Raw genomic sequence first — 24,758 nt, 5'->3', positions numbered from 1 at the left:
CGCAGCAACGGAGCCGTTCATGTCTGCACCGGCAATTTCGCTTGAGAGCCTCAGCACGACATTCGGTGACCAGTTGCTTGGCACCATGAAACTCGGGGGCTGCGCGTCTTCGTCCTGCGGCTCGTCGACAAAGCCCGACGACACGGATCCGGCTGTCTGGGAGAAGATCAAGGATCACCCCTGCTTTTCAGAAGAGGCGCATCACTATTTCGCGCGTATGCACGTCGCGGTCGCGCCGGGCTGCAACATCCAGTGCAACTACTGCAATCGCAAATATGACTGCGCCAACGAAAGCCGGCCTGGGGTGGCCTCTGAAAAGCTGACGCCCGACCAGGCGCTACGCAAGGTGATCGCGGTCGCCAATGAGGTGCCGCAGCTTTCCGTGCTCGGCATCGCCGGACCGGGCGACGCCTGCTACGACTGGAAGAAGACGAAGGCGACCTTCGCCAGGGTCGCCAGGGAAATCCCAGACATCAAGTTTTGCATATCCACGAATGGGCTGGCGCTGCCCGACCATGTCGATGAGCTTGCTGACATGAATGTCGATCACGTGACGATCACGATCAACATGGTCGACCCTGAGGTCGGTGCAAAGATCTATCCTTGGATCTTTCACGATCATCGCCGCTACGTCGGCATTGAAGCCACCCGGATCCTGCACCAGCGGCAGATGTTGGGCCTGGAGATGCTGACCGCGCGGGGCATCCTCACCAAAATCAACTCGGTGGTGATCCCGGGCGTGAATGATGAGCATCTGATCGAGGTGAATAGATGGATTAAGGACCGAGGCGCGTTCCTGCACAACCTTATGCCGCTGATTTCGGACCCGGCCCACGGCACGCACTACGGTCTGAGCGGGCAGCGCGGCCCAAACGCAATGGAGATGAAGGCTCTTCAGGATCGTGTCGAAAACGGCGCCCAGTTGATGCGCCACTGCCGGCAGTGCCGGGCAGATGCCGTGGGCCTGCTCGGAGAAGATCGTGGCCAGGAATTCACAGTCGACCGGATTCCCGGCGAGGTCACCTACGATGCCAGCAAACGCAAGGCCTATCGGGAGCTGGTCGCGGAGGAGCGCCGTGATCACGTCGAGGCTAGGAGAGAAGCGATCGGATTGGTCAAGGCAGCGAGCCCCGGCAAGTCCCTTCTCTTCGCGGTGGCGACCAAGGGCGGCGGCCGCGTCAATGAGCATTTCGGCCATGCGAAGGAATTCCAGGTTTATCAAGCCTCGCTGAAAGGGATCAGCTTCGTCGGGCATCGGAAGGTGGACAAGTATTGCCTTGGCGGCTGGGGCGCAGAAGCCGCCCTCGATGGCGTCATCGCAGCGCTTGAAGGCATAGATATCGTACTGTGCGCCAAGATTGGAAATTGCCCGCAGGATCAGCTCGCGGAGGCTGGAATCAGAGCCACCGACGCCTGTGCCCATGACTATATCGAGACAGCAATCAGCGCGATTTACATCGCCGCATCTGGGACCCCCACACTCGCGGCGACGGCCTGAGCTGTCTCATTCATTCGGACCAGGAGTTAAAATGGCTTTCAAGATCATCGCATCCCAATGCACCCAATGCGGCGCCTGCGAATTCGAATGTCCTTCCGGCGCGATCAAGTTCAAAGGCGAGAGCTACGTGATCGAGTCACAGAAGTGCACCGAATGCGAGGGGGTCTTCGATGCGCAGCAATGTGCCTCGGTATGTCCGGTGCCGAAGACCTGCGTTCCTGCGTAACGGACATTGGACTGCCGACATGGTTGGGGGCTGTCTACGCAGGACGCCTGGAACGCCTTGTTCGGAATCTCAGCCGCAAGAGAAATCAGGGAACGGACATGTCGCTCGGACGCGAAGAGGAGATCGAAATCCGCAGGCCTCCACGATTCATGCCGGGAGAGCGGGTACGTGCCACTCGCCACATAAAGAATGACGGCACCTATCCTGGCAGGGAGATCGGCGAAAATCTCGTGCGGAAGGGGGACGAGGGATATGTGCGCGACATTGGCACCTTTCTCCAGCAGTTCTTCATCTATGCGGTCGAGTGGATCGACCGTGGCACCGTCGTCGGTATGCGAGCGCGTGAACTGATGAGCCTCGACGAGGCCGAGGCGCCCTGCAGTGCTGAAAAGCAATACCAATGAAGGGACGGCCAGATGAAAGTCATGATCCGCAGGACCGATGCTGGTTTGTCGGCGTATGTCCCCAAAAAGGACCTCGAAGAGCCGATCATCAAACTCGAGAAGGAAGAGTTGTGGGGCGGAACGGTCACGCTCAGGAACGGGTGGCGGCTCCTCCTACCCGATCTCCCACATGATACGCGTCTGCCGATCACCGTCGAGGCAAGGAAGATTTCCGAAGAGGGCTGATGCTGCCCCTAGGTGCGTCGCGAGGAAACGAGATGAACACGATCCTGACATCGGGCCACCTCGTCATTGTGCGGGACAGTTTTGCTGAAAAGCTGCTTGACCTGGCGAAGGAAGCGCTCGCCGCCGATGAGGTGATCCCCTATCTCGGTCCGGGTCTTCTTGAGTTGAACTGTGTGGAACCGCCTGTGCCGCATACCCCGGAGGTTGTTGCCGCGGCACTCAATGCACGGGCTCCAGCCCCTTCCAGGATCCGCACCAATATGTGGTCGGTTGCACAGTTCATCGAACAGCGCCGGCATCGCCGGGCGCTTCAAGCTTGGATGACCGACATATTCGCAGCGCCGGTGGGGCCGACCCCCTTCCACGCCTGGCTCGCAAGGCTGCCACTCTCCCTCATCATCGACAGCTGGTATGACAGCGCGATGCGCACGGCTCTGGTAGAGACCGGCCGAACGGACGTCGTTGAGATACAAGGCGTCACGCGCGCGAATGAAATCGGCAACATTTGGACGAAAACCTACGATTTGTCCGGGAGGGAGCTCGACCCCCGATTGGGGGCCAAGACGGTTCTCTATTCACCTCACGGGAGTATTAAGCCCGCGCAAAACTTTCTCGTCGCAGATTCCGACTACGTCGAAGTCCTGTCCGAAATTGATATCCAGACACCGATCCCAGACGCTGTGAAGGAACGGCGCATCACCCGTGGATTTTTCTTCGTTGGCTGCCGCTTCAACGATCAGATGCTGCGCACCTACGCCAGACAGATCATGAAGCGCTCCCGCGGTCCCTATTGCACCGTAATGGACGCGGAAACCCTGACCAGAAACGAAGCGCGTTTTCTTGCGGCAAGCGGAATCACGGTGATCGACATGCCACTAAGTCAAGCGGCGGCTCGGCTTGTGGGAACGGGCACGGCTGCAGGTTGAGGACGGGATTAACAATGGCGGATGCCTTTGATGATGTCTGCTTCGGCTTTCCTCGAAGGCGCAAAATGCAGTCGGGAATACACCCGTGAACAGTGAAGCTGTCAGCGGCGCAACGAACGCACTGAATTCGTTGGCCCATGTTGAAGCGGCGCGCTGGGGCCGGGATTTGAGTACGCTGTTGCGCATCACGCGTATGAATCTGCGCCATCCGTGGCAGGTTGCCCTCGCTATGGGCTCGACGATCATGGCGGCAATCCTCCAGTTGCTCATTCCCCAGCTTCTCGGCCGGGCTGTCGACCAGACCCAGACAGCTATCGGGGGCGGTGTCGCGGGGGCTGCGGCAGGACAAGCGCTCTGGGCCCCGGCTCTCCTGCTGCTCGCCGTCAGCGCGCTACGCGGCGTTTTCACGATGGCGCAGAACTATTTTGCCGAAGCCGTCGGGCATCATGTCGCGTACGAATTGCGGCTCGCCTACTACGACAAGATCCAGCGTCTCAGCTTTTCCTTTCACGACCGGGCCCATTCAGGCGATCTGATAACCGCCGGAATGCTCGATCTCGAAGGCGTGCGGATGTATTTTTCCACCGGGCTCATGCGGGTGCTCCTGCTGACGATGCTGATCGGGATTGGCGCTTACATGATGATCTCGACCGATCCCGTGCTCGGCTTGGCCGCGCTCAGCTTCGTGCCTTTTGTCGCTTGGCGCTCATCGACCACACAGCTTAAGCTGCGCGCCACCTGGCTCGACCTCTATGAGCGCCTTTCGGTACTAAGCCGCGTGATGAAGGAAAATCTCGCAGGTATCCGTGTGGTCCGCGCTTTTGCGGCTCAATCCTATGAGATGCTGAAGTTCGACGGCGCTTCCAAGAACGCGCTCGACCTCGCCAACGATCTCGTTGACATCTACGTACCCAACACGTCGGCGATGACCTTGTCCTACTTTTTCGCAATGGGATTGGTGCTTGGGATCGGTGGCAACAAGCTCGTCGCTGGCGAGATCAGCGTCGGAACCATGGCGACCTTCCTGACCTTCATGACCATGCTGCAAATGCCAGTCCGCCAGATCGGTCTCATGGTCAATGCGTTTGCCCGCGCTTCTAGCTGCGGTTCGCGGCTTTTCGGTCTCCTCGATCAGGAGATCACCATCAGGGATGCTCTCGAGGCCAGACCGCTTGAGATAAGTGACGGCACTCTGCGCTTCCACAATGTCTCATTTGCCTACCCCAACGCCGAAAACCGCGCCATTCTGAAGAACCTCAGCTTTGAGGCCCGGAGAGGCGAGACGATCGCGATCGTCGGTCCGCCGGGTTCCGGCAAATCGACGATGGCTCATCTGGTCCCCCGCTTTTACGACGTGACCGGTGGCGCCATCACGTTGGACGGCCAGGACATACGCAATGTCACCCTCGAGAGCCTTCGCAAGGCGGTCGCGATTGTACAGCAGGATGCGTTCCTATTCACCACAACGATCGAGAACAACATCGCTTATGGCGATCCCTGGGCGAAGAGACAGCGAATTGAACGCGCTGGAGAATTCGCCCAGCTCCACGACTACATCCTCGGGCTCCCGGCAGGGTATGAGACGGTCGTGGGCGAACGCGGCGTTTCTCTCTCTGGCGGCCAGCGCCAGCGTCTCACGATTGCTCGCACCATGATGCTGCGCCCCTCCGTCATCATTTTCGACGACTCGATGGCCGCGATCGATGCCGGCACCGAGCTGCGCATTCGCGCGGCGATGCGGCGCTTCGCAAAGGATCGGGTGACGATCATCATCGCGCACCGGCTGAGTGCGCTTAAGCATGCCGATCAAATCCTTTTTGTCGATAACGGCGAAATCGTAGAACGCGGCACGCATGAAGAGCTTCTGGCGAAGCGGGGACGCTACAGGGCCCTTTACGATCTCCAGACGTGCCCGGGTGATAGCATTATTAGCCAGGATGGGGGCGCCCGCTGATGGACCAGGGCCGCGGCGAACTCGAAGCCGAACCTGACGACGGGAGACGCCCTCCGCGCGCGGTCGTCGGCTCGCACCGGATCGAGGAGGAGATGTTCGGCCGGGCTTTCGACAAGAGCATCCTCCGTCGCATCTGGGGCTTCGTCCATCCCTACCGGGCAAAGGTAGTTGTCACGATTGTCGCGATGCTGATCTTCACCGGGACGCAGCTTCTCATCCCCTTGATCATCCGCTACGCGATCGACCTCGGCATGAACCCGGCAAGGCCCGATCGCTCAGCCCAGCTTGCGGCCGTCGGCGCGTTCCTTTCGGCGATTTTGGTCAATTTCGCCGCCGGCTACATGCAGGAAGCCTTGGATGGGAAAATGGCCGAAACTGTCCTGTTCGACATCCGCCGCGCCATGTTTGGCCATCTGCAAAAGGTTTCGCTCTCTTTCATGGACAAGACCGAGGTCGGACGCCTGATGTCGCGCCTGCAAGGCGACGTTAACTCCATACAGGAGTTCCTGGAAACCTCGGTATATTCCCTAGGCGATGTTGCGCTTCTCTTCGGCATCGTTTTCGTAATGCTGTGGCTCGACTTTCGCCTCGGCCTCCTGACGCTATCGGTTCTGCCGATCCTGGTGATCGTCCGCATTGTCTGGTTGCCGCGTGCCCGCGACGCCTTCATGGCTGCACACGAAACCAATTCCGTCGTCAATGGCGCGCTGGCCGAAGCCATTCACGGCGTGCGGACCATACAGTCAATGGACCGCCAGCAGGTGAATTTCAGTCTTTTTGACGATCGGGCCCATGCCAACCTCAGGACCCACCTGATCGCTGCCAGATATGCACTGGTCATGGTGCCCATCGTCGATGGCATCACCGGCCTCGCCTTGGCCGCCGTTATTGTGGTCGGCGGCTCGATGGTCATGAATAGCCGTATAGATGTGGGCGTGTTGGTAGCCTACCTATTTTACATCCAGCGCTTCTTTGACCCGATCCGCTCACTCACCCTGCAATATTCGGTCATGCAGCGCGCCATGGCCTCAGGCAAGCGCCTGACGGATGTGCTCGACGTCAAGATCGATGTTAAGGACAAACCCAATGCCGAGGTGCTTTCGCCCGAAATGGACGGCTCGGTCGAGTTTAGGGACGTCACCTTCGGCTACGATCCGAACCGTTCGGTTCTGAAAAATGTCTCGTTCAAGGTCAATCCGGGCGAGACGGTCGCACTAGTCGGACCGAGCGGTTCTGGCAAATCGAGTGCGATGGCCCTGGTCCACCGCTTCTATGATGTTCAGCAGGGTCAGGTGCTGGTCGGCGGACATGATGTACGCGACCTCACCCAGGAATCGCTCGGCCGCCAGGTCGCCATGGTGCTGCAGGAGCCATTCCTGTTCACCGGGACGGTCTTCGAGAACATTCGATACCAGAAGACGGAAGCCACGCGCGACAAGGTGATCGAGGCGGCCAAGGCTGTCGGCGCGCATGACTTCGTCATGAGCCTCGCCGACGGGTATGAGACCCAACTTGGCGAACGCGGCGACAACTTATCTCTCGGCCAGCGCCAGCTTATCAGTTTCGCCCGCGCCCTCGTCGCTGACGCCAAGATCCTCGTGCTCGACGAAGCTACCGCCAATATCGACAGCTACACGGAATTGCAGATTCAGAAGGCTCTGATCAAGCTGCTTGAAGGGCGGACTGGCCTCGTCATCGCCCACCGTCTCGCCACGGTCCGGGGGGCCGACCGCATCATCGTGCTTCAGAATGGCCAAGTTATTGCGACTGGCAACCACGATGAGTTAATAGCCATGGGCGGCCTGTATTCCAAACTCTACTATCTCAACTACGCCTCCTTCGACGACCTTCCCGAACACGATACCACCGTCCAAGCTGGCTCTCAGACCTGACATCTTGGCGGCCTTGTGGTAGTGGCGTTGACTTTCGGGCGTGTCGGCAGACCACTCAGGCCACCGCATCCGGCCAGCAGCCAGCATTCAAGAACGAGCACTCCTCGCAATTCCTGAAGACCGGCTGCGAACGATTTCCTCCAGCATCGTATCCGACCGCGGTGCACCACCATCATCGGGCGAGCTCGCTGGAGGTGTTGGCTGGGCGTCGCAAAGCCGCTCGCGAGCGCGCCCTCAATAGCGCCGTAGCGAGTGACGGCTTTGCCACCGACGGGCCGCTGATGAAGCTGGATTAGTGGGCGCCGCACCGACGCCGCCCCGGGCGAGAAGAACCTCCTGCGGCTGGCTATGGGCAACGACTAGCGCCAGCGCGACGAGCAGACGCGTGCCGGCATCGTGACGCGCTCGGCTACCCTCTCCTTAGGATCGTGCATGTTCACACGATGGCCCAGACGCCAGCCAACGCACAAAGCTGGTATTCTGTGCCGCCTGCTCGTCGTCAGTTTGGCCTCCTCCCGATTGCCCGCCCCACCACGTGCAAGCTCGAGCACATGGTCAGCCAAGTCGAGCCATGATTTCGGATTGAATGGTCCTCGCGGTGTAAAGGGAAGCATCTAGCGGCAGATTTCCAAATGCCATTTGACAAAGCAGGTAGTTGGCACCTGCCTCTTCCAACTGATCTAGCAGAGCTTTTCGCACAGACTCTGCTGATCCTACCACGCACAATTCACTCTCGACTGCCGCATCGAAGGTCAGCGGCAAGTTTGGTGGAGTGGGGATAGCGTTAAGCTCGTAAAGGAATTGGAAGCTCTTGAGCCAGCGTGCGTAAGCAGGTGCCGCGAGCGAATAGGCATGTGTGTCACAACGCCCAATCACGACCATGCGGAGCAATCCGACAAATCTCCCTTGATCCTCCCCGCCTGCGTTGTCCTCTCGATAGGCGCGGAACGCATCAGTAGTTTTGCGAACAGAAGAGGAAGGTCCTACACACGCGATATTTGTTCCATTCGCAGCGGCCCAAGCTGTGGACTCGGGTCGATTGGCAGCGACCCATGTGGGCGGATGTGGACGCTGATGAGGTCTTAGCGTCAAAGGAACGTCATTGAGATCAAAATGGCGGCCTTGATAGCATAGCGTGCCGACCTCCCTCGAATTCACAAGTATTTGCATAAGAATTTCGCTGGCTTCGGCATAACGGCCCGGCACCGCGTCCGCACCAATCCCGAAGTAGCCCAATTCGGTCGGGAGAGCACCGCGCCCTATGCCCAGTTCGAGCCTGCCACCGCTCAACTGGTCCAGCATACAGATCTCTTCGAACGCACGCAGCGGATGATAAAGCGCAAGCAGCATCACCAAGGGTCCGAGACGCAAGCGCCGGGTGCGCTGGGCGACGCTCGATAAGAACAGATTCGGCGATGGACCTCTCCCATGGGGAGTACAGTGGTGTTCTGCGAGATGATAGGCATAGAACCCCAGCTGATCGCACGCCTCTGCTAATATCAGGCGATCTTCGTACTGCCGGCCTATATCGCGGCCATCCTCATCCAAATGATCGAAGATGCCGAAAGCCAGGTTTGAAGGAAAGACGTTTGTCACTCTTTAAGTCCCCGATTTTAAAAGCGGGCTGTTTTCTTGCTGGGATCACCCGCAAGTCGGAAGAGATGTGTGTGATCGCCGATTAGCGTCAGCGTAACGAAGAAGCAGAGCCTGACGCTTCCCTGCCCCTGGAGCTTGGCACCGTTAAGCTTCCAGCAATGTCGCCAGCGGCAGCAAGAAATTCATCCATCTGCTCTTTTGTGCCGATGCTGACGCGGATACAGTGTTCCAAGCCTTTGTCCGGAAAAAACGCGACAAGTATCTTTTGCCTCTCCAATGCTGCTTGCCACCATGAGCCGTCCTGTCCCGCGGGCACACGGGCCAGCAAGAAATTTGCGCGGGAGGGTGTTACGGAAAATCCGAGTTGCGATAGTGCAACTGTCACTCGCTCTCGTTCATCCTTGATGTGCTTGTGGTTGTCTGCGTAGGCGCCGCGATGCGCAAGCACGCTGATACCAACGGCATGCCCGATCACGTTCATGTTGAAGACGTTCTGGATGTTTCGCAGCCTTCCAATAATTTCAGGGTGACCGAAACCGAAACCGACGCGAATGCCGGCGGCGGCATAGCTTTTCGAGAATGACCTCAAGATCAGAAGGTTCGAATACCGGTTGATGAGGCGCAGTCCGTGATCGGGTGCAAAGTCGACGTATGCCTCATCAAGGACAATCAAGCGGTCCGATTGTGCTACGAGGCGTTCGATATCGCTGATCGGGAGGAATGTTCCGGTCGGATTGTTTGGATTGGCCAACATAATAAACTTGGCGTCTTTTGCCGGACCGGAAAGCAATTGCTCCATTGGCAGGGAATGAGCTTGACATCCGATTTCGAGGAACTCAGCGCCCTGAAGCATGGCAAGTTTGCGGTTGAACGAAAACCCTGGCGACATCATCGCAACCTTGTCGCCGGGTGCGAGGAAAGCTCTGTAGATCAGTCCGAGCAGTTCAGACGACCCGTTGCCAGCGATGACCTGATCCCTGGAAACGCCATAGGTGCTGGACGCTGCTTCCCTCAATCTGAAGTTATCGTCATCCGGATATAGATACTGGCGCTTGAGGGCCGCCACTGCACTTTGCATTATGATTGGCGGCAACGGAAACGGGTTCTCATTCGTATTCAGCTTGATAAAATTTGCGTCCGGCGCTGGTCCGTTGGACGGCAGAGCATCCAACTGTCGTGTCACTTGCGAAAGAGCCGAAAGCACAGTTTGCAGTTTTGCATCGGACATATTTAACTCCGTTTCAGTCACACAGGGGCATCCGTATGAGCTCGCAACGAGAGCAACATGGCGGACGGGATTGACGATGGCAGGGTTGCCTTTCACACAATGGTCGCAGCGCCGGCTGACATCGGAATTCAGCCAGGCTGTCCTCGGTCGAATCGAGTTGACGCGCACGCGGATCTGCATCGCTGCGCGGCGCCAAGGCGCTAAGCGGCTCAGCTCATGCCCAGGGTCATGCTTTCAAAGACGCTTGATCTCGACGCCGTATTTCCTCAGCACGTAGCCAATCTGTCGCGGGGTCAGCCCAAGCAAGCGCGCTGCCTTTGCCTGCACCCAGCCACATCTTTCCATGGCAGCAATGACGCGCTCTATATCGGGCGTCCTCGCGCCAATTGGGTGGGTTGCGCCGGCAAGCGGGTTAGTCGCGGCCGAACTGGCGGCCTCGTCCGGGGGCGTGGCCAAATTCGCTGACTCCGGCAGGATCGGCGGTGGTTGCAGCGCGGCCTTGCCCGATCTGCACTTCCACAGCGCCTCGGCAAAGCATTGGCCTTGGGAGCAGGCAAAGTCGTTTCTCCCGATTGACAGTCCCTCGGCTAGGATCGCTGTCCGGTGCACGCAATTTTCAAGCTCGCGAATGTTGCCGGGAAACTCACATTTCATCAGCACTTCAATCGCACGCGGATCGAAGGTGAGCGTACAGCCGTTCTCGTCGTTGAACTTCTTGAGAAACTCAGCTGCGAGGAGCGGAATATCGCTGCGCCTTTGGCGCAATGCTGGTACCAGCAAGGGAACCACGTTGATGCGGTAGTACAGGTCGGCGCGGAACTCATTCCTTGCAACCGCCTCTTCCAGGTTCCTGTTCGTGGCGGCAATCACGCGAACATCGACCTTGATGGTCTGATTGCTGCCGACGCGCTCAAACTCCTGCTCCTGCAGCACGCGCAGTAGCTTTGCCTGGAACGAGGCCGAGATCTCGCCAATCTCATCCAGAAACAACGTCCCCTTGTCAGCGAGCTCAAAGCGCCCCTTGCGGGAATTGAATGCGCTTGTGAAGGCACCCTTCTCATGACCGAACAATTCGGATTCCAGGACTGTCTCTGGGAGCGCTGCACAATTGAGTTTAACGAAGGGCCGCTTGGCGCGCGGCGACAACTCGTGAATTGCCTTGGCAGCCAGCTCCTTCCCGGTACCGGACTCACCTCGCAACAGAACTGTGGTTTTTGCCTTCGCTACGACCGCGATCTTCTCCAGCAGGGCGCTTATCGCCGGACTGTCACCAATCATCCCCTCGACGTGAACCTTTTTGCGCCGGGGTGCAGGGTGCTTAACATCAGAAAATTTCGTTTGCAGCCGATGTTCCAGCTCCGGCGCTCGCTCGCTGTCGGCCGCGGAGAAGCGATGCAACTTGACTGTCTGTCCCACCATGTTGGCAATCATGGTGAGCAGCCGGACATCATCGTCGAGCCCATAGCTTGACCTGCTTTCCAAAACCCGGTCCAAAGTCAGCGCGCCTATGGCGTTCCCATCAACACGAATGGGAACGCCGATGAACGACACGGTGTCGGAGGCCCCAAGCACCTCGATATCAGTGGCAGTGAAGGTCGGATGCATCGCTATGTCGTCGGCGACGAGCGGCGTGTCGGTCGTCACAATCTGATCGATGGCGTTGCGCGGCAGGCGCGACCGGGAGGGCTCATTGCCGTTCGTGCCGCAGCCGCTGGCCACTGTGATGTCCAGTCCGCCCTCGGCATCGCAGAGAGCGATGATGCCGTGCCGCATCTGCACAAACGAGTGCAGGAGGTCGACTACCTTGGCCAACTTGAGTTCGAGCCGGGCGGCATCGGCGAGTACTTTCGATATTTCGAAGATGCCGGTTAGCGCGCGCTCGTGCAATGCCACATTCGCAGGATTCGTGTCGGGCTTTGGACAACCCTTTATCGCATTCGGCAGCGATATGCCGCAGTCGCGGGCATTCTGTTCTGACTTGCTAATGTTGTGGTGCATGTGATCCTCGATCTCGCGCCATCAAATCTAGGCTGGCGGCATGTGCGCCCGCGACGTCGCGGGCACGCGCGAATATGCTCCGACGTGAACTCGTGCCGCCGCCGTGTGGTCGAGTGCAAAGCGGGTCTAGCCCTGACGCATCGCTTGGCTACTCCCTCCACGAAGCTTGGCCATGTTATTGGCTTGCCCCGGGCAAACACACGTTGTTTTCAAAAGACTGGAGCGAGGCGGCATAGTCAATCGAGCTTTCTTTCATCTGTGAAAGGAAACCTCGCGGCCTATGATAGGATTCATCAGTTCTATCTTTGCGTTGAAGCAGAAATACCTGGGCCGGCCATGCGTTGCCCGAGCGGCTGACCGCGCGGAGTGTAAATGCGGGGCCGTGCCATTCACCAGCGCCCGCGAAGGAGGGGCGGGAGCGAGAATAACCGCCAACGGCACTGGTCGGTTGCGGCGACCGCCATCTTTCTCGAGTTGATCAGGCGGCGGCGATGTCGGGTGTGAAGGCGCGAAGCTGGCGTCGAGTACGACTTCGTAGGCGGTGCTCGCAACTTCTGAATCGCATCGTCGTGGTCAGCACCATCACCAGCCTGGGGCCGAAATCGGCACACTCAATGAGCGTATCGAAAAGTCTGAACAGATTACGATGCGACCGCTTGAAAACGGCTGCCCCTGCTGCGGGCGTTGATTTGCAAAATGGGTCGTCCAAAGGACCGTCCGAATTTATTCTGTGCATTGCAGTGGCTGCACGGTCGTAGGCTGTCCAGAAACGAGCGCTTCCGAACAGGGGTAAGTTAGCCTGTCATCTGGACGGCCTTGAACAGGCGACACGATGGGGCCCGGTCCAAAGCCGGCTAACGAGGAACCCACCACGCTCTGTGCAGCAAACCGCTAGCCAGAGGGATCGACCGGCAGCACTCTGCCAGAGACCATCAAGGGCGTTCGGACCGCGACCTTGCCCGCTGGTCTGACACCGCATTCCTCCATCATTGGCGAGCCCACGTCAGTTCAGGTGATGCGGATTCATCTGGCATGGGTATTGCGGCGGCGTTGGTGCAGCGTTCGACCGGAGCGCCGCGATAGGGAGAAGCCCGGGAGAAGTCACGCCACCTCGATCCGGTCAGGGAGAGAGAAACAGTGTCAGCTGCACAAGTCCGCGGCGCGAGTCCCGCGCCCCGCAAACCCTTCTACACCAAGCTCTACGCCCAGGTGCTTGCCGCCATCGCGCTCGGCGTCGCAATTGGCTATTTTTATCCGGAGACCGGCGAGAGCCTGAAGCCGCTGGGTGATGCCTTCATCAAGCTGGTCAAGATGATCATCGCGCCTGTCATCTTCCTGACAATTGCGACCGGCATTGCTGGCATGAACGATCTTCATAAGGTCGGCCGGGTCGCCGGCAAGGCAATGGTTTATTTCCTCACCTTCTCAACGCTCGCGCTGATCGTCGGCCTCATCGTCGCCAATGTCGTCCAGCCTGGCGACGGCCTGAACATCGATCCGGCCTCGCTCGATGTCCAGGCCGTGAATACCTATGCCGCAAAAGCCAAAGCGCAGTCGGTCACCGGCTTCCTGATGAACATCATCCCGCCAACGATCGTCGGTGCCTTCGCGGAAGGCGACATCCTGCAGGTGCTGTTCTTCTCGGTTCTGTTCGGCATGGCGCTTGCGATGGCCGGAGAGACGGGCAAGCCTGTCGTTTCCTTCCTCCAGGCGCTCATTGTGCCTGTCTTCAAGCTCGTCGGAATTCTGATGAAGGCCGCGCCGATCGGCGCTTTTGGCGCGATGGCCTTCACCATCGGCAGATATGGCATCGGTTCGGTGGTCAACCTCGCGATGCTGGTCGCGACGTTCTATTTCACCGCCTTCCTCTTCGTGTTCGGGGTTCTCGGCGCAGTCTGCCGGTACAACGGCTTTTCGATTTGTTCTCTCATTCGTTACATCAAGGAAGAGCTGCTGCTTGTCCTCGCAACGTCCTCCTCGGAGGCGGCGCTCCCGTCGCTGATGGAGAAAATGGAGAAGGCGGGCGCCAGGCGTTCGGTTGTGGGTCTCGTCATCCCGGCCGGATATTCGTTCAATCTGGACGGCACGAATATCTACATGACGCTAGCGGCTCTCTTCATCGCACAGGCGACGAACACGGATCTGTCCATCGGCGATCAGGTGCTGCTGCTGCTCGTAGCAATGCTTTCCTCCAAGGGCGCTGCAGGTGTGACAGGTGCGGGCTTCATCACCCTGGCGGCTACGCTCGCGGTAGTTCCGAGTGTTCCCGTTGCTGGGATGGCACTGATACTCGGCATCGACCGATTCATGTCCGAATGCCGGGCGCTGACGAATTGCGTCGGCAACGCAGTGGCATCCCTCGTCGTCGCACGCTGGGAAGGAGAGTTGGACCGAGCACAGATGAAAGCTGCCTTCAGCGGTCATCAGCTTACCGAGGCATCAAACCGGCTACCCTCCTGCAAGTAAGGTGGGCGGCCCACGACCTGTCAAGTCGCTTAGCTGGTCACATAACTGAACGACCGACCCGCAGCCTCTAAACGGCTCCTCACGGACCATGTATCAGAAGCGCTAAATGTGTGAGTGCAAATCGTCACCGCCCTTTAAGCGAATGAGCCTTTCAGTATACCCGGCCGGTTTACGTCTGCAATGATGTTCGTCCAACACGTTGTGCCCATTCGTATGGGGACGTCTTCACTTTGCCACCCGAAACCGAAACGCGCTAGGCGGACAGAGAGCCGGCCCGCGTCAAAAACCAATCAGAATAGGACCTATGACCAAGCGCCCCACAATTGCCGATCTCGCCCGCGAAGCCCGAGTCAGCGTAGCAACGATCGATCGGGTTCTGAACGCCCGCCATCCGGTGCGCGAGGAGACCGCGCGGCGGGTCCACGACGCCGCCCAGGCGATCGGCTATCATGCTGCCGGGCTAATCAAGCAGCGGTTGCGGCGAGACCTACCGCACTACCGTCTGGGCTTCATCTTGAGAAAACCGGCCCAGCATTTCTACCAAGATTTAGCGCGCGAGGTCGAAGCATCGGTCAATTTGGCCCAGTCCTTCCACGGCATTCCGCTCGTCGAATTCGCCCCGTCACATATGCCGAGCGACCTGATCGCGCCGCTCAAGGAGTTGGGCGCACGCTGCCATGCAATCGCGATGGTGGCACCGGACCACCCGAAAATCACAGCAGCGGTTGAGGACCTCAAGGCCAAGGGCATTCCGGTTTTCTCGCTGCTTTCCGACTTCGCCGCCGGCGTGCGACAGGGGTATATCGGCCTTAACAACCGCAAGGTCGGGCGCACGGCCGCTTGGATGGTGTCCAAGGTCGCAAAACGGCCCGGCAAAGTGGCGGTGTTTGTCGGCAGCCATCGTTTCCAGGGGCACGAGCTCCGTGACGTCGGCTTTCGCTCCTATTGCCGTGAGAACGCGCCCACGTTCGAGGTGCTGGATCCGGTCATGAACCTCGAGAAACGGCAGATCACCTACGAGGCAACGCTTGATCTCATGCAGCGGGAGCCCGAGCTCGTCGGCTTCTATGTCGCCGGCGGCGGCATGGAGGGCGCGATCTCCGCGCTCCGAGAAGAGGGCAAAAGTCGGGATCTCGTCGCGATCGTGAATGAAATCACACCTGAGTCTCGGGCAGCGCTTGCAGATAACATCGTCACGATGGCGGTCGCCACGCCAATGCGCCGGCTTTGCCAGGAGCTGATAACGCTGATGACACGGGCTATCGAGACCGGCACCGCTGAAACACCCGGACAGACATTTCTGCCGTTCGACATCCATCTGCCGGAAAATATATGAAGGCGGAAGCGCGAGGTAGATTACCTAGATCCGCAGCGTCAACCTCCACCGGCTTCACTTGCCAACATGCCCCACGTTCTCGTGCAGGGGGTATGGTCAATGATCCCGCACGGCAAGAGCCGAGCGAGGCCAGCACAGTCCATTTGGGGTCGACCTCGTCGACCGCCATCTCCTCGCCTGGCTGCACGTGAAAAGCCGCGGCACAGCCGGCAAGGTAGGAATTTAACCGGGCTAACCATCTTCTGGGACTTCGCACGCAAATCGAGGCGGCAGTCAATTCAGTAGCAGCCCGGGCGTGTGTTCTGCTCGTTCCGGCCCCTCGCACTTAGCAAGGAACTGCGCCGCTCTGCCGGGCCAAAGGCCCGACGCCCGAAGGGCAACCGCTCCTACGCGATCGCGTCCGCCTCCAGAAGCCGCCATCGAAAAGAATGCTCGCGTCGTCACCACCTACGGCCAAAGCGGGCAATCAAGGCAGCTGGCATCACTCTGCCACACACCCTCGACGAGCAACTCGCCTGAGATCAGCCCCAGAACGTAGGTAACACGCGCCGCGCCGGCGCTTGTCGAACATGCTGATCAGCCTGTCTTACAGGCGGTGATTAGGTGGGGCTCAACATCTTCCGGGACTTCGCACGCGATTTCGAGGTGGCAGTCGGTACCAAGAAACGAAAGGTCGGATCGGCGTGCCCGAGACGCTCAATGATTTCAGGCAAAGGCGCCAGGCGAGATGCCTCCTGCAACATCATTTCCCGCATCCACATGCTTGCCGGATCACTATTGTGAAGCTCAGGCCATTGGACGGCTTCCGTGAATGCAGGAGGAGGAAGTGGCGGCGGAAGTTGGACAATCCGCAGGGGTGTTGTTTTTGCGAAATGCTGCGCCAGCCGTAAGGGCATAGTCCCGATGCGGCTGGTGCCTGACAGGACGGGCGGGATCAGGCTAAAGCCCTGTACGACAACTTCGATACGTCTCTCGAAACCGTGCTCGAGCAAATACCATTCCTCCATGGTGGGCTGCCGGGTGTGCCTGAATTTGAGCACAACATGCCCCATGCACAAGTATCGCTCGAATGTAAGTGGCTCCGACAGCTGCTTGTTCGTGCCGCAGCCTACGCCTACGAGCTTATCTTCGAACAGGGCTGCCCGAGGATGTTTCGACATGAACACTTCCGGCATAATCAGAAAATCAACGTCGCCGCGCCGGAGAAGCTCCTCGGGGTCGTCGCAAATAGGCAGACATTCAAAGCGAACGGCGGGAGCTTCCCGCGCAGCGCGCTCTACTATCTTCCTAAAAAATACGAGCGTGATGTAATCGGAAAGCATGATTCGGAAGAGACGATCCGATTGGGCCGGGTTGAAGGCGTCGGGGGAAATAATCGATAGCTGGATGTGCAGCAATGCGTCCCGGACTGCTGGGGCGAGCCCGTCGGCGCGCGGCGTCAAAATGAGCTCGCGGCCGTTCATCGTAAATAGCTCATCGTTGAAATAGGCGCGTAGCCGAGCAACGGCGGCGCTCATGGCCGGCTGGCTCAGGTTGATACTGCGAGCCGCGGCAGTGACTTTACGCTCCCTCATCAGAGCGTCCAGCACAACGAGGAGATTTAGATCCAGCCCTTTGAAACGCATGTCATGTTCTATCCAACGTGTGGATGCGTATCATTCAAACAATCAATTTTACGAATTTACGAGCCATGCATTAGAGGAACGGAAAGTGAGCGACGTCAAGCTCAAATCGACGACACGGGCCGGAACTCGAGAGAGCGTCTGGCTCACCTTCGCCAACGACAACGGCTGAGTGCAGCCACCAACGCCGCTTTGGTCGAGTAATGCGGCCGCAAAAACCAATATGAAGAGAGGTCCTGAATGCGCCATCAGGTGCAGTGGAAGTTGTGCTGGGAAAACGAGTTGCAGCTCTCCGATCACGTTAAGCTCGCCGAGTTCTTTCGTGATACGTACGGGCCGACTGGGGCGTCCAACGCAGAACCGTTCGAAGGTAGTCGAAGCTGGGCCGGAGCCAGGCCTGAACTCCGCGTAATCGCCTATGATTCAAGCGGTGTAGCGGCTCACATGGGCATACTGCGCCGTTTCATCAAGGTCGACGCGGTCGACCTGTTGGTGGCTGAACTGGGCCTGTACGGGGTGCGTCCGGACCTTGAGGGTCTGGGAATCGCCCATTCAATCCATGTCATGCTTCCAATACTGCAGGAGCTTGGCGTTCCATTCGCTTTCGGAACGGTCAGGGACGCGATGCGGAATCATGTTGAGAGGTTCGGACGGCGATACAGCCCTATGGCCGTTTTGTCGGGAATTCGCGTGCGCTCCACCCGACCAGAGGCCCGCCTCGACCTGCCGCCCACACGCATCGATGACGCACTCACAATTGTTCTGCCAGTTGGACGGCCGATCAGCGAATGGCCCACGGGCACGATGATAGATCGGAACGGACCAGAGCTATGAGCCGGTCCGATTGCTTGTACGAAGTGCGCCGTGAGTGCTCTGACGGCACCGGCCGTCGAAGCGTTTATCTGACGTTTGACGACGGTCCCAATCCACTTTTCACACCGGAGATTCTCGACGTGCTGGCAGAGCAGCGGGTGCCAGCGACTTTCTTCGTCATCGGCGCCTACGCCTTAGAGCACCCATATCTAATCCAACGGATGATCGCAGAAGGGCACGAGGTAGGCAACCACACGATGTCTCATCCGGATCTGTACCAATGCGGTTTCGGCGAAGTGCAACGTGAGGTCTTTGAAGCGAACGACGCCATCATGAGAGCGTGCCCGCAGGCCTCGGTCCGCTTTGTTCGCGCGCCCTACGGCGCCTGGAGCGAAGAAGTCTGCACAGCATCACAGATCGCCGGGCTGGCGGCCCTTCATTGGTCCGTCGACCCTCGAGATTGGTCTCGCCCTGGAGTCGAGGCGATTATCGATAAAGTGCTCGCCTCCGTCCGGCCGGGCGCAATTGTACTCTTGCACGACGGATGCCCTCCCGGCGAGTTGAGCCAGGGCGCTCACGCCGGCATGCGCGACCAGACGGTCACGGCGCTGTCCCGGCTGATTCCAGCACTGCGTGAGCGCGGATTTGTAATCCGCTCACTTCCTCAACATCACTGAACAACGAGATCCCATGACTCTTCTTGGTACAACCAGCACTGTGGCCATTTCGCTTTATGCACTGCTCTCGACTGCCTATAAGAGCATGCAAGGGCTTTATGCTATGCCGACAAAGGATTCGTCGGCGTTGGAGGTTCTCGCCGGCTCCGACAAACTGCCCAGCGTCGATGTCATCGTCCCCTGCTTCAACGAGGATCCGCGCACGCTTTCAGAGTGCCTGGCTTCCATTGCAGACCAAGAATACGCCGGAAGACTTCGGGTCTATTTGGTTGATGACGGTTCTGGAAATCGCGAAGCCTTAGGAACTGTCCACGAAGACTACGCGCGCGACCCCAGGTTCGACATCATTTTGCTTCCCGAGAATGTTGGAAAGCGCAAGGCGCAGATCGCCGCGATACGACGCTCATCAGGGGATCTGGTGCTTAACGTTGATTCAGACACGGTACTCGCGCCCGACGTCATTTCCAAGCTTGTACCGAAGATGCGAGATTCAGCGGTCGGCGCAGTCATGGGTCAGTTGACGGCCAGTAACCGAACCGAGAGCTGGCTGACCAGGCTGATAGACATGGAGTACTGGCTGGCTTGCAACGAGGAGCGCGCGGCACAGGCTCGCTTCGGTGCCGTTATGTGCTGTTGCGGCCCATGTGCCATGTACCGCCGGTCTGCGCTCCTTTTGTTACTGGACCAGTACGAGTCGCAATTTTTTCGGGGCAAGCCAAGCGACTTCGGTGAGGATCGCCATCTCACTATCCTGATGCTGAAAGCAGGCTTTCGAACCGAATACGTTCCGAGCGCCATCGCGGCCACAGTCGTTCCGAACAGACTCGGACCGTATCTGCGCCAACAACTCCGTTGGGCACGAAGCACATTCCGGGACACACTGCTTGGGCTGCGCTTGCTGCCTAGCCTAAATAGCTATCTCACGTTGGACGTGGTCGGACAGAATCTCGGCGCGCTACTCCTCGCCCTATCGGTATTAACGGGCCTCGCACATTTCGCACTGACAGGCACTGTGCCTTGGTGGACAGGACTGATGATTGTGTCCATGACCATGCTCCGATGCAGCGTGGTAGCATTTCGTGCTCGACAATTTCGATTTCTTGGCTTTTCGCTGCACACGTTCATCAACGTCTTTCTCTTGCTTCCGTTGAAGGCCTACGCGCTGTGTACCTTGAGCAATAGCGATTGGCTGTCGCGAAGCTCTGCTGTCGCTACATCGAACACTGGGGGAAAACAGGCCCCCACCCAAGCTCCGATCACTGGTTCCAGCAGGGCAGAACTCTCGCCCCATTCGGCTCCGCTTCGCAGGCTCAGTCTTGCGCGGGATTCTTCGGAATTAGTCCTGTCGGACAACATTTGCGGCGACGATTGATCGCAAATACCTAATGGACGAGAGGTGCACGAGTTTGACCCAGAACGTGAATCATCAGTTGCTTGATCGGGAATTGGCCGCCGACGATCCGTGGGGCCTCGACGGCAATCCATTCGAGCGGAAGCGCCACACGCAAATGCTCCAGCTGGCGCTTGCCCAAGGCTCCATTACAAATGCCCTCGAAGTCGGGTGCGCTGCCGGCGCATTCACGGAAAAACTAGCCCCCTACTGCCAAGGGCTCACCGTCATCGATGTCGTGGCGCAAGCGATTGCTCGAGCACGTCAACGGATAAAGGAGCCGTCGCGCATCAACTGGATAGTCTGCGATGTTCAACAGTTTTCGACCGACGAGTTGTTTGACGTGATCGTTGTGGCGGAGGTCCTCTACTACCTCGGAGACATAGCCGAGATGCGCGCGGCCGTCAAAAACCTGGTGCGGGTGCTTGCGCCAGGCGGGCATCTGATCTTCGGATCGGCAAGGGATGCTAATTGCCGTCGCTGGGGTCACGCCGCTGGTGCTGAGCCGGTCATCGCCATGCTGAACGAAACGTTGATCGAGGTAGAGCGGCTTGAGTGTCGGGGCGAGTCGGTCAACGAAGACTGCTTGCTCGTCCGTTTCCGGAATCCGATTTCCGCTTCCTGATGAATCTCGAATCTATCGCCGTTAACGTGGAGACACTATGCGCATCTGTGGTACCAAGCTGACCCATGATGGGGCGATCGCCCTGGTCCAGGATGGACGGCTCGTCTTCTGCGATGACCAGGAAAAGCGGCACAACGATCCGCGATACCAATCCATCGATAATCTCGACGCAATTGTCGCCGCTTTAGCGGAGCAGCGGCTAGATCCTTGTGATGTCGATCAGTTCGTTATCGACGGCGGGGATGACGAAGACGAGTCACAGTTTCAGGTCGGCAGGGAACCAAGCAACCGCCAGTTTTGTCGTCCCTCTCGGTAAAATGAACCCATGTCCATGATAGCGATCGACCTTACTGACGTAAGCAAAACTTATGACAAGCTCGTTGTCGACAGGCTGTCGTTCCGCGTTGCGGCGGGGGAATGCTTCGGGCTCTTGGGACCGAACGGCGCGGGCAAAAGCACGATTGCGCGTATGGTCCTCGGCATGACATCGCCTGATGCGGGGAAGATTACTGTGCTCGGCGCTCCAGTGCCGGCGCGCGCGCGTTTGGCACGTATGCGCATCGGCGTGGTCCCGCAGTTCGACAATCTTGATGCCGCGTTCACTGTACGCGAGAACCTGTTGGTGTTCGGGCGCTACTTCCGGATGAGCAGACGCCAGATCGATGCGGTCATACCATCGCTGCTTGAGTTCGCCCGCCTCGAGAACAAAGCGGATGCGCGCGTCGCCGAACTGTCCGGCGGCATGAAGCGGCGCCTGACGCTCGCGCGTGCGCTCATCAATGACCCGCACTTGCTGGTGATGGACGAGCCGACCACCGGCCTCGATCCGCAGGCCCGCCACCTGATCTGGGATCGGCTGCGATCGCTGCTGGCGCGGGGCAAGACTATTCTTTTGACTACCCATTTCATGGAAGAGGCCGAGCGGCTGTGCGATCGGCTGTGCGTTATGGAGGAGGGGCGCAAGATCGCCGAAGGTCGCCCGTCCGAACTCATTGACGAGCAGATCGGCTGTGACGTGGTGGAGGTCTACGGCGGCAATCCGCATGAACTGGGTGCGCTGATCCGGCCGTACGCACAGCGCATCGAGGTGAGCGGTGAGACGCTTTTTTGCTATGCACCCGATCCGGAGCAGGTGCTGGCGCAGCTACGCGGGCGCACGGGTCTACGCCTTCTGCAGCGTCCCCCCAATCTCGAGGATGTGTTTTTGCGGTTAACCGGGCGCGAGATGGAGGACTGAACAATGGGCGAACGTTATGCGGCGGGCATGCCCGCCAATGCGTGGAATTGGGTCGCGGTTTGGCGCCGCAACTATCTTGGATGGAAGAAAATCGGGCTTGCATCGGTTCTCGGCAACCTCGCCGATCCGATGATCTATCTGTTCGGTCTCGGCTTTGGCATCGGAACAATGATAGGTCCTGTAGAGGGCACTTCGTACATTGCGTTTCTCGCGGCTGGCATGGTTGCCACAAGCGTGATGGCATCGGCGACCGCTGAAACGGTCTACGGGAGTTTCGGCCGCATGGGCGACCAGCGCACCTGGGAAGGAATGCTATGCACTCAGCTGACGCTCGGCGATATCTTACTCGGCGAATTGGCCTGGGCAGCCACGAAGGCCCTCATGGCGGGCACAGCAATCACTATTGTTGCCACCACGCTCGGCTACGCATCGTGGCCATCCATCCTCTGCTTGCTGCCAGTCATCGCTCTCAATGGCCTCGCCTTCGCGAGTCTAGCGATGGTCGTCACGGCGCTTGCGCCCAGTTATGAATATTTCATATTTTATAATACGCTTGTTATTACACCCATGCTGTTCCTTTGCGGCGCGATGTTTCCGATCAACCAATTGCCCGGCGCTTTTCAGTATGCTGCCTCCTTATTACCGCTCGCACATGCAATCGACCTCATTCGTCCAGCGATGCTTGGCCGTCCGATTGACAAAATGGGCCTGCATATCGGCGCGCTTTGCATATACACAGTTTTGCCCTTCTTCTTTTCGATTGCTCTTTTTCGTCGAAGGCTGATGCGTTGACGCTACTCACCATTCGAATTGAATGTTTGGTCGCAACCCATTCACACGCCGCCTAGATCAAGACATGCGTTTTAAGGGACTCGATCTGAATCTCCTCGTTGTGTTGGACGCTCTGGTCAGGGAACGTAAAGTCACCGCGGCGGCCCGCAGTATTAACCTGAGCCAGCCGGCAATGAGCGCCGCCGTTGCTCGGTTACGCGCCTATTTCAGCGATGAGCTATTTACGATGAGCGGCCGCGAGCTCATTTTGACACCTCGCGCTGAGGGGCTCGCCCCAGCAGTCAGGGAGGCATTGCTGCACATCCAGCTATCGATTATTTCCTGGGACGCCTTCAACCCAGCCCAATCGGATCGTCGCTTCCGGATTATCCTTTCCGATTACATCACGCTCGTATTTTTTAAGAAGATCGTAGAACGTGCTGCGCGGGAAGCTCCCGCCGTCCGCTTTGAATGTCTCCCTATTTCCGACGACCCCGAGGAGCTTCTCCGGCGCGGCGACGTTGATTTTCTAATTATGCCGGAAGTATTCATGTCGAAACATCCTCGCGCAGCCCTGTTCGAAGATATGCTCGTGTGCGTAGGCTGCGGCACGAACAAGCAGCTGTCAGAGCCACTTACATTGGAGCGATACTTATCGATGGGGCAGGTTGTGTTCAAATTCGGGGACACCCGGCAGCTCTCCATGGAGGAATGGTATTTGCTCGAGCACGGTTTCGAGAGACGCATCGAAGTTGTCGTACACGGCTTTAGCCTGATCCCGCCCGTTGTATCAGGCACCAGCCGCATCGGGACCATGCCCTTACGGCTGGCGCAGCATTTCGCAAAAACAACACCCCTGCGGATTGTCAAACTTCCGCCGCCACTTCCTCCCGCATTCACGGAGGCCGTTCAATGGCCTGCGCTCCACAATAGTGATCCGGCAAGCCTGTGGATGCGGGAAATGATGTTGCAGGAGGGATCTCGTATGATTCCTCTGCCTAAGAGCACCGGACGTCTGAGTTGTCCCCAAATTGAGAAACTGCCCCCCCCTCGACTATGAGAGGAGGCATGGATGGCGATCCCCCGCCGCCTGCGACCCCGCAACTGCTCAGCAGAAGGGCGAAGCGCACGAGAGTGCATCCATTTCGTAAATGTGTGCCTATCCAAGCAATCGATTTCTGCAACTGTCCGATGACGAATATGAACGCGCCTGAAGGTGTGGAGGCGGAAGCCTGTTCGGGCCCTTGCGGCCGACCACGATGAATCCCTTCCAAACTTTCAGCCGGACGGTGTTGTTGACCCGCTCCATTAAATGCNTCAGCTTTGAGACCCTTCCCTCTGACTTCCGCGATTTGGGGCATTGTGTTGATCAGCGGCGTGGTCAACGTGCTTGCGCTCATCTCGCCGCTGTTCATGCTTCAGGTCTATGACCGCGTTCTGGCAAGTGGCAGCGTATCCACTCTAGTGGGGCTCGTCGTGCTTGCTGCGGGGCTTTATGCGTTCCAATGCCTGCTCGACATTTTGCGCGCCCGCGTGCTGCTGCGGATTGGCGAGCGTTTCGATGGACAGTTTTCCGGACGCGTTCACGATGCGATCGTTCGCCTTCCGCTTTCAACGCGCATGCCGGGCGACGGCTTGCAGCCGCTTCGCGATCTCGACAATGTTCGCGGCTTCTTAGGTGGAAACGGTCCGACAGCGTTCTTCGATCTGCCATGGATGCTGTTTTATCTTGGCATTTGCTTCCTCCTTCATTTCTGGATCGGCATGACGGCACTTATCGGGGCGGTCGGTCTCACATCTCTGACACTCCTTGCCAACACTCTCTCGCAAGGGCCGATAAGCGATACCGTTGCCCACAACATGGCACGCAATGG

The 24,758-nt window shown here is 58.5% G+C and carries 20 protein-coding genes and 2 pseudogenes; 18 read left to right on the top strand and 4 right to left on the bottom strand.

The window, feature by feature from the left end:
- The first annotated feature begins 19 nt into the window (after positions 1-19).
- From nifB to X750_RS135480, 7 genes are all read left to right on the top strand, one after another.
- Entirely contained in the window at positions 20-1,498 is a 1,479-nt protein-coding gene (gene nifB, locus X750_RS135450; RefSeq protein WP_023731289.1) for a nitrogenase cofactor biosynthesis protein NifB, read from the top strand.
- A gap of 31 nt (positions 1,499-1,529) precedes the next feature.
- Complete coding sequence (locus X750_RS135455; protein WP_023672218.1) at positions 1,530-1,724, top strand: 4Fe-4S dicluster domain-containing protein; 195 nt, start codon at positions 1,530-1,532, stop codon at positions 1,722-1,724.
- Between the two features lie 98 nt (positions 1,725-1,822).
- Positions 1,823-2,128 (top strand): nitrogen fixation protein NifZ, encoded by a 306-nt coding sequence (locus X750_RS135460; RefSeq protein WP_023748899.1) that lies wholly within the window; start codon positions 1,823-1,825, stop codon positions 2,126-2,128.
- A 12-nt stretch (positions 2,129-2,140) separates the two neighbouring features.
- The gene (nifT, locus tag X750_RS135465) at positions 2,141-2,353 is read left to right on the top strand and encodes a putative nitrogen fixation protein NifT (protein WP_023672220.1); all 213 of its coding nucleotides are present in this window, start codon (positions 2,141-2,143) and stop codon (positions 2,351-2,353) included.
- 32 nt (positions 2,354-2,385) lie between these two features.
- Complete coding sequence (locus X750_RS135470) at positions 2,386-3,279, top strand: SIR2 family protein (protein WP_031243748.1); 894 nt, start codon at positions 2,386-2,388, stop codon at positions 3,277-3,279.
- An 85-nt stretch (positions 3,280-3,364) separates the two neighbouring features.
- Entirely contained in the window at positions 3,365-5,233 is a 1,869-nt protein-coding gene (locus X750_RS135475; RefSeq protein ID WP_023829770.1) for an ABC transporter ATP-binding protein, read from the top strand.
- Positions 5,233-7,125 (top strand): ABC transporter ATP-binding protein, encoded by a 1,893-nt coding sequence (locus tag X750_RS135480; RefSeq protein ID WP_023727113.1) that lies wholly within the window; start codon positions 5,233-5,235, stop codon positions 7,123-7,125. Before X750_RS135475 ends, X750_RS135480 begins: the two co-directional genes overlap by 1 nt.
- Before the next feature lie 555 nt (positions 7,126-7,680).
- Here X750_RS135480 and X750_RS1000000165290 read toward each other — a convergent pair.
- The 3 genes from X750_RS1000000165290 to nifA form a co-directional block, all read right to left on the bottom strand.
- On the bottom strand, positions 7,681-8,721 hold the full coding sequence (locus tag X750_RS1000000165290) for an LLM class flavin-dependent oxidoreductase (RefSeq protein WP_081726232.1): 1,041 nt from the start codon (positions 8,719-8,721) through the stop codon (positions 7,681-7,683).
- An 88-nt stretch (positions 8,722-8,809) separates the two neighbouring features.
- Positions 8,810-9,949 carry a histidinol-phosphate transaminase gene (gene hisC / locus X750_RS135490; RefSeq protein WP_031239385.1) on the bottom strand — a complete coding sequence of 380 codons (1,140 nt, stop codon included), beginning with the start codon at positions 9,947-9,949 and terminating at the stop codon, positions 8,810-8,812.
- A 234-nt stretch (positions 9,950-10,183) separates the two neighbouring features.
- A complete protein-coding gene (nifA, locus tag X750_RS135495; protein WP_023731294.1) occupies positions 10,184-11,947 on the bottom strand; it encodes a nif-specific transcriptional activator NifA in 1,764 nt (587 codons plus the stop codon).
- Positions 11,948-13,084: 1,137 nt separating this feature from the next.
- Here nifA and X750_RS135500 point away from each other — a divergent pair.
- Positions 13,085-14,413: a dicarboxylate/amino acid:cation symporter gene (locus X750_RS135500; RefSeq protein WP_023706359.1), complete on the top strand. Its 1,329-nt coding sequence runs from the start codon at positions 13,085-13,087 to the stop codon at positions 14,411-14,413.
- Positions 14,414-14,717: 304 nt separating this feature from the next.
- Positions 14,718-15,749, top strand: coding sequence for a LacI family DNA-binding transcriptional regulator (locus X750_RS135505; protein ID WP_023703127.1), 1,032 nt, complete (start codon positions 14,718-14,720; stop codon positions 15,747-15,749).
- Positions 15,750-16,348: 599 nt separating this feature from the next.
- Here X750_RS135505 and X750_RS135510 read toward each other — a convergent pair.
- A complete protein-coding gene (locus X750_RS135510; protein WP_023712679.1) occupies positions 16,349-17,374 on the bottom strand; it encodes a LysR family transcriptional regulator in 1,026 nt (341 codons plus the stop codon).
- Positions 17,375-17,611: 237 nt separating this feature from the next.
- On the opposite strand from X750_RS135510, the gene X750_RS135515 reads away from it, so the two are divergent.
- From X750_RS135515 to X750_RS0134015, 9 genes and pseudogenes are all read left to right on the top strand, one after another.
- Complete coding sequence (locus X750_RS135515) at positions 17,612-18,205, top strand: NodA family N-acyltransferase (protein ID WP_023685029.1); 594 nt, start codon at positions 17,612-17,614, stop codon at positions 18,203-18,205.
- The gene (gene nodB / locus X750_RS135520) at positions 18,202-18,861 is read left to right on the top strand and encodes a chitooligosaccharide deacetylase NodB (RefSeq protein WP_023672235.1); all 660 of its coding nucleotides are present in this window, start codon (positions 18,202-18,204) and stop codon (positions 18,859-18,861) included. The genes X750_RS135515 and nodB overlap by 4 nt, the downstream gene beginning before the upstream one ends.
- 13 nt (positions 18,862-18,874) lie before the next feature.
- Complete coding sequence (nodC, locus tag X750_RS135525; RefSeq protein WP_023687361.1) at positions 18,875-20,233, top strand: chitooligosaccharide synthase NodC; 1,359 nt, start codon at positions 18,875-18,877, stop codon at positions 20,231-20,233.
- Positions 20,234-20,246: 13 nt separating this feature from the next.
- A complete protein-coding gene (gene nodS / locus X750_RS135530; protein WP_023685032.1) occupies positions 20,247-20,876 on the top strand; it encodes a nodulation methyltransferase NodS in 630 nt (209 codons plus the stop codon).
- Positions 20,877-20,913: 37 nt separating this feature from the next.
- Positions 20,914-21,147 (top strand): annotated as a pseudogene (locus X750_RS135535) (carbamoyltransferase N-terminal domain-containing protein); the annotation flags it as partial.
- 54 nt (positions 21,148-21,201) lie between these two features.
- The gene (gene nodI, locus X750_RS135540) at positions 21,202-22,113 is read left to right on the top strand and encodes a nodulation factor ABC transporter ATP-binding protein NodI (RefSeq protein ID WP_023685034.1); all 912 of its coding nucleotides are present in this window, start codon (positions 21,202-21,204) and stop codon (positions 22,111-22,113) included.
- Positions 22,114-22,116: 3 nt separating this feature from the next.
- Positions 22,117-22,905: an ABC transporter permease gene (locus tag X750_RS135545; RefSeq protein WP_023698293.1), complete on the top strand. Its 789-nt coding sequence runs from the start codon at positions 22,117-22,119 to the stop codon at positions 22,903-22,905.
- A gap of 64 nt (positions 22,906-22,969) precedes the next feature.
- Complete coding sequence (locus X750_RS135550) at positions 22,970-23,944, top strand: LysR family transcriptional regulator (RefSeq protein WP_023685036.1); 975 nt, start codon at positions 22,970-22,972, stop codon at positions 23,942-23,944.
- Positions 23,945-24,297: 353 nt separating this feature from the next.
- Positions 24,298-24,758, top strand: a pseudogene (locus tag X750_RS0134015) (type I secretion system permease/ATPase); the annotation flags it as partial.

It is taken from the genome of Mesorhizobium sp. LNJC391B00 (assembly GCF_000502535.1).
GTDB lineage: Bacteria > Pseudomonadota > Alphaproteobacteria > Rhizobiales > Rhizobiaceae > Mesorhizobium.
Note: the sequence above shows the minus strand (reverse complement) of the source record. Positions and strands in the feature narration are given on the sequence as shown.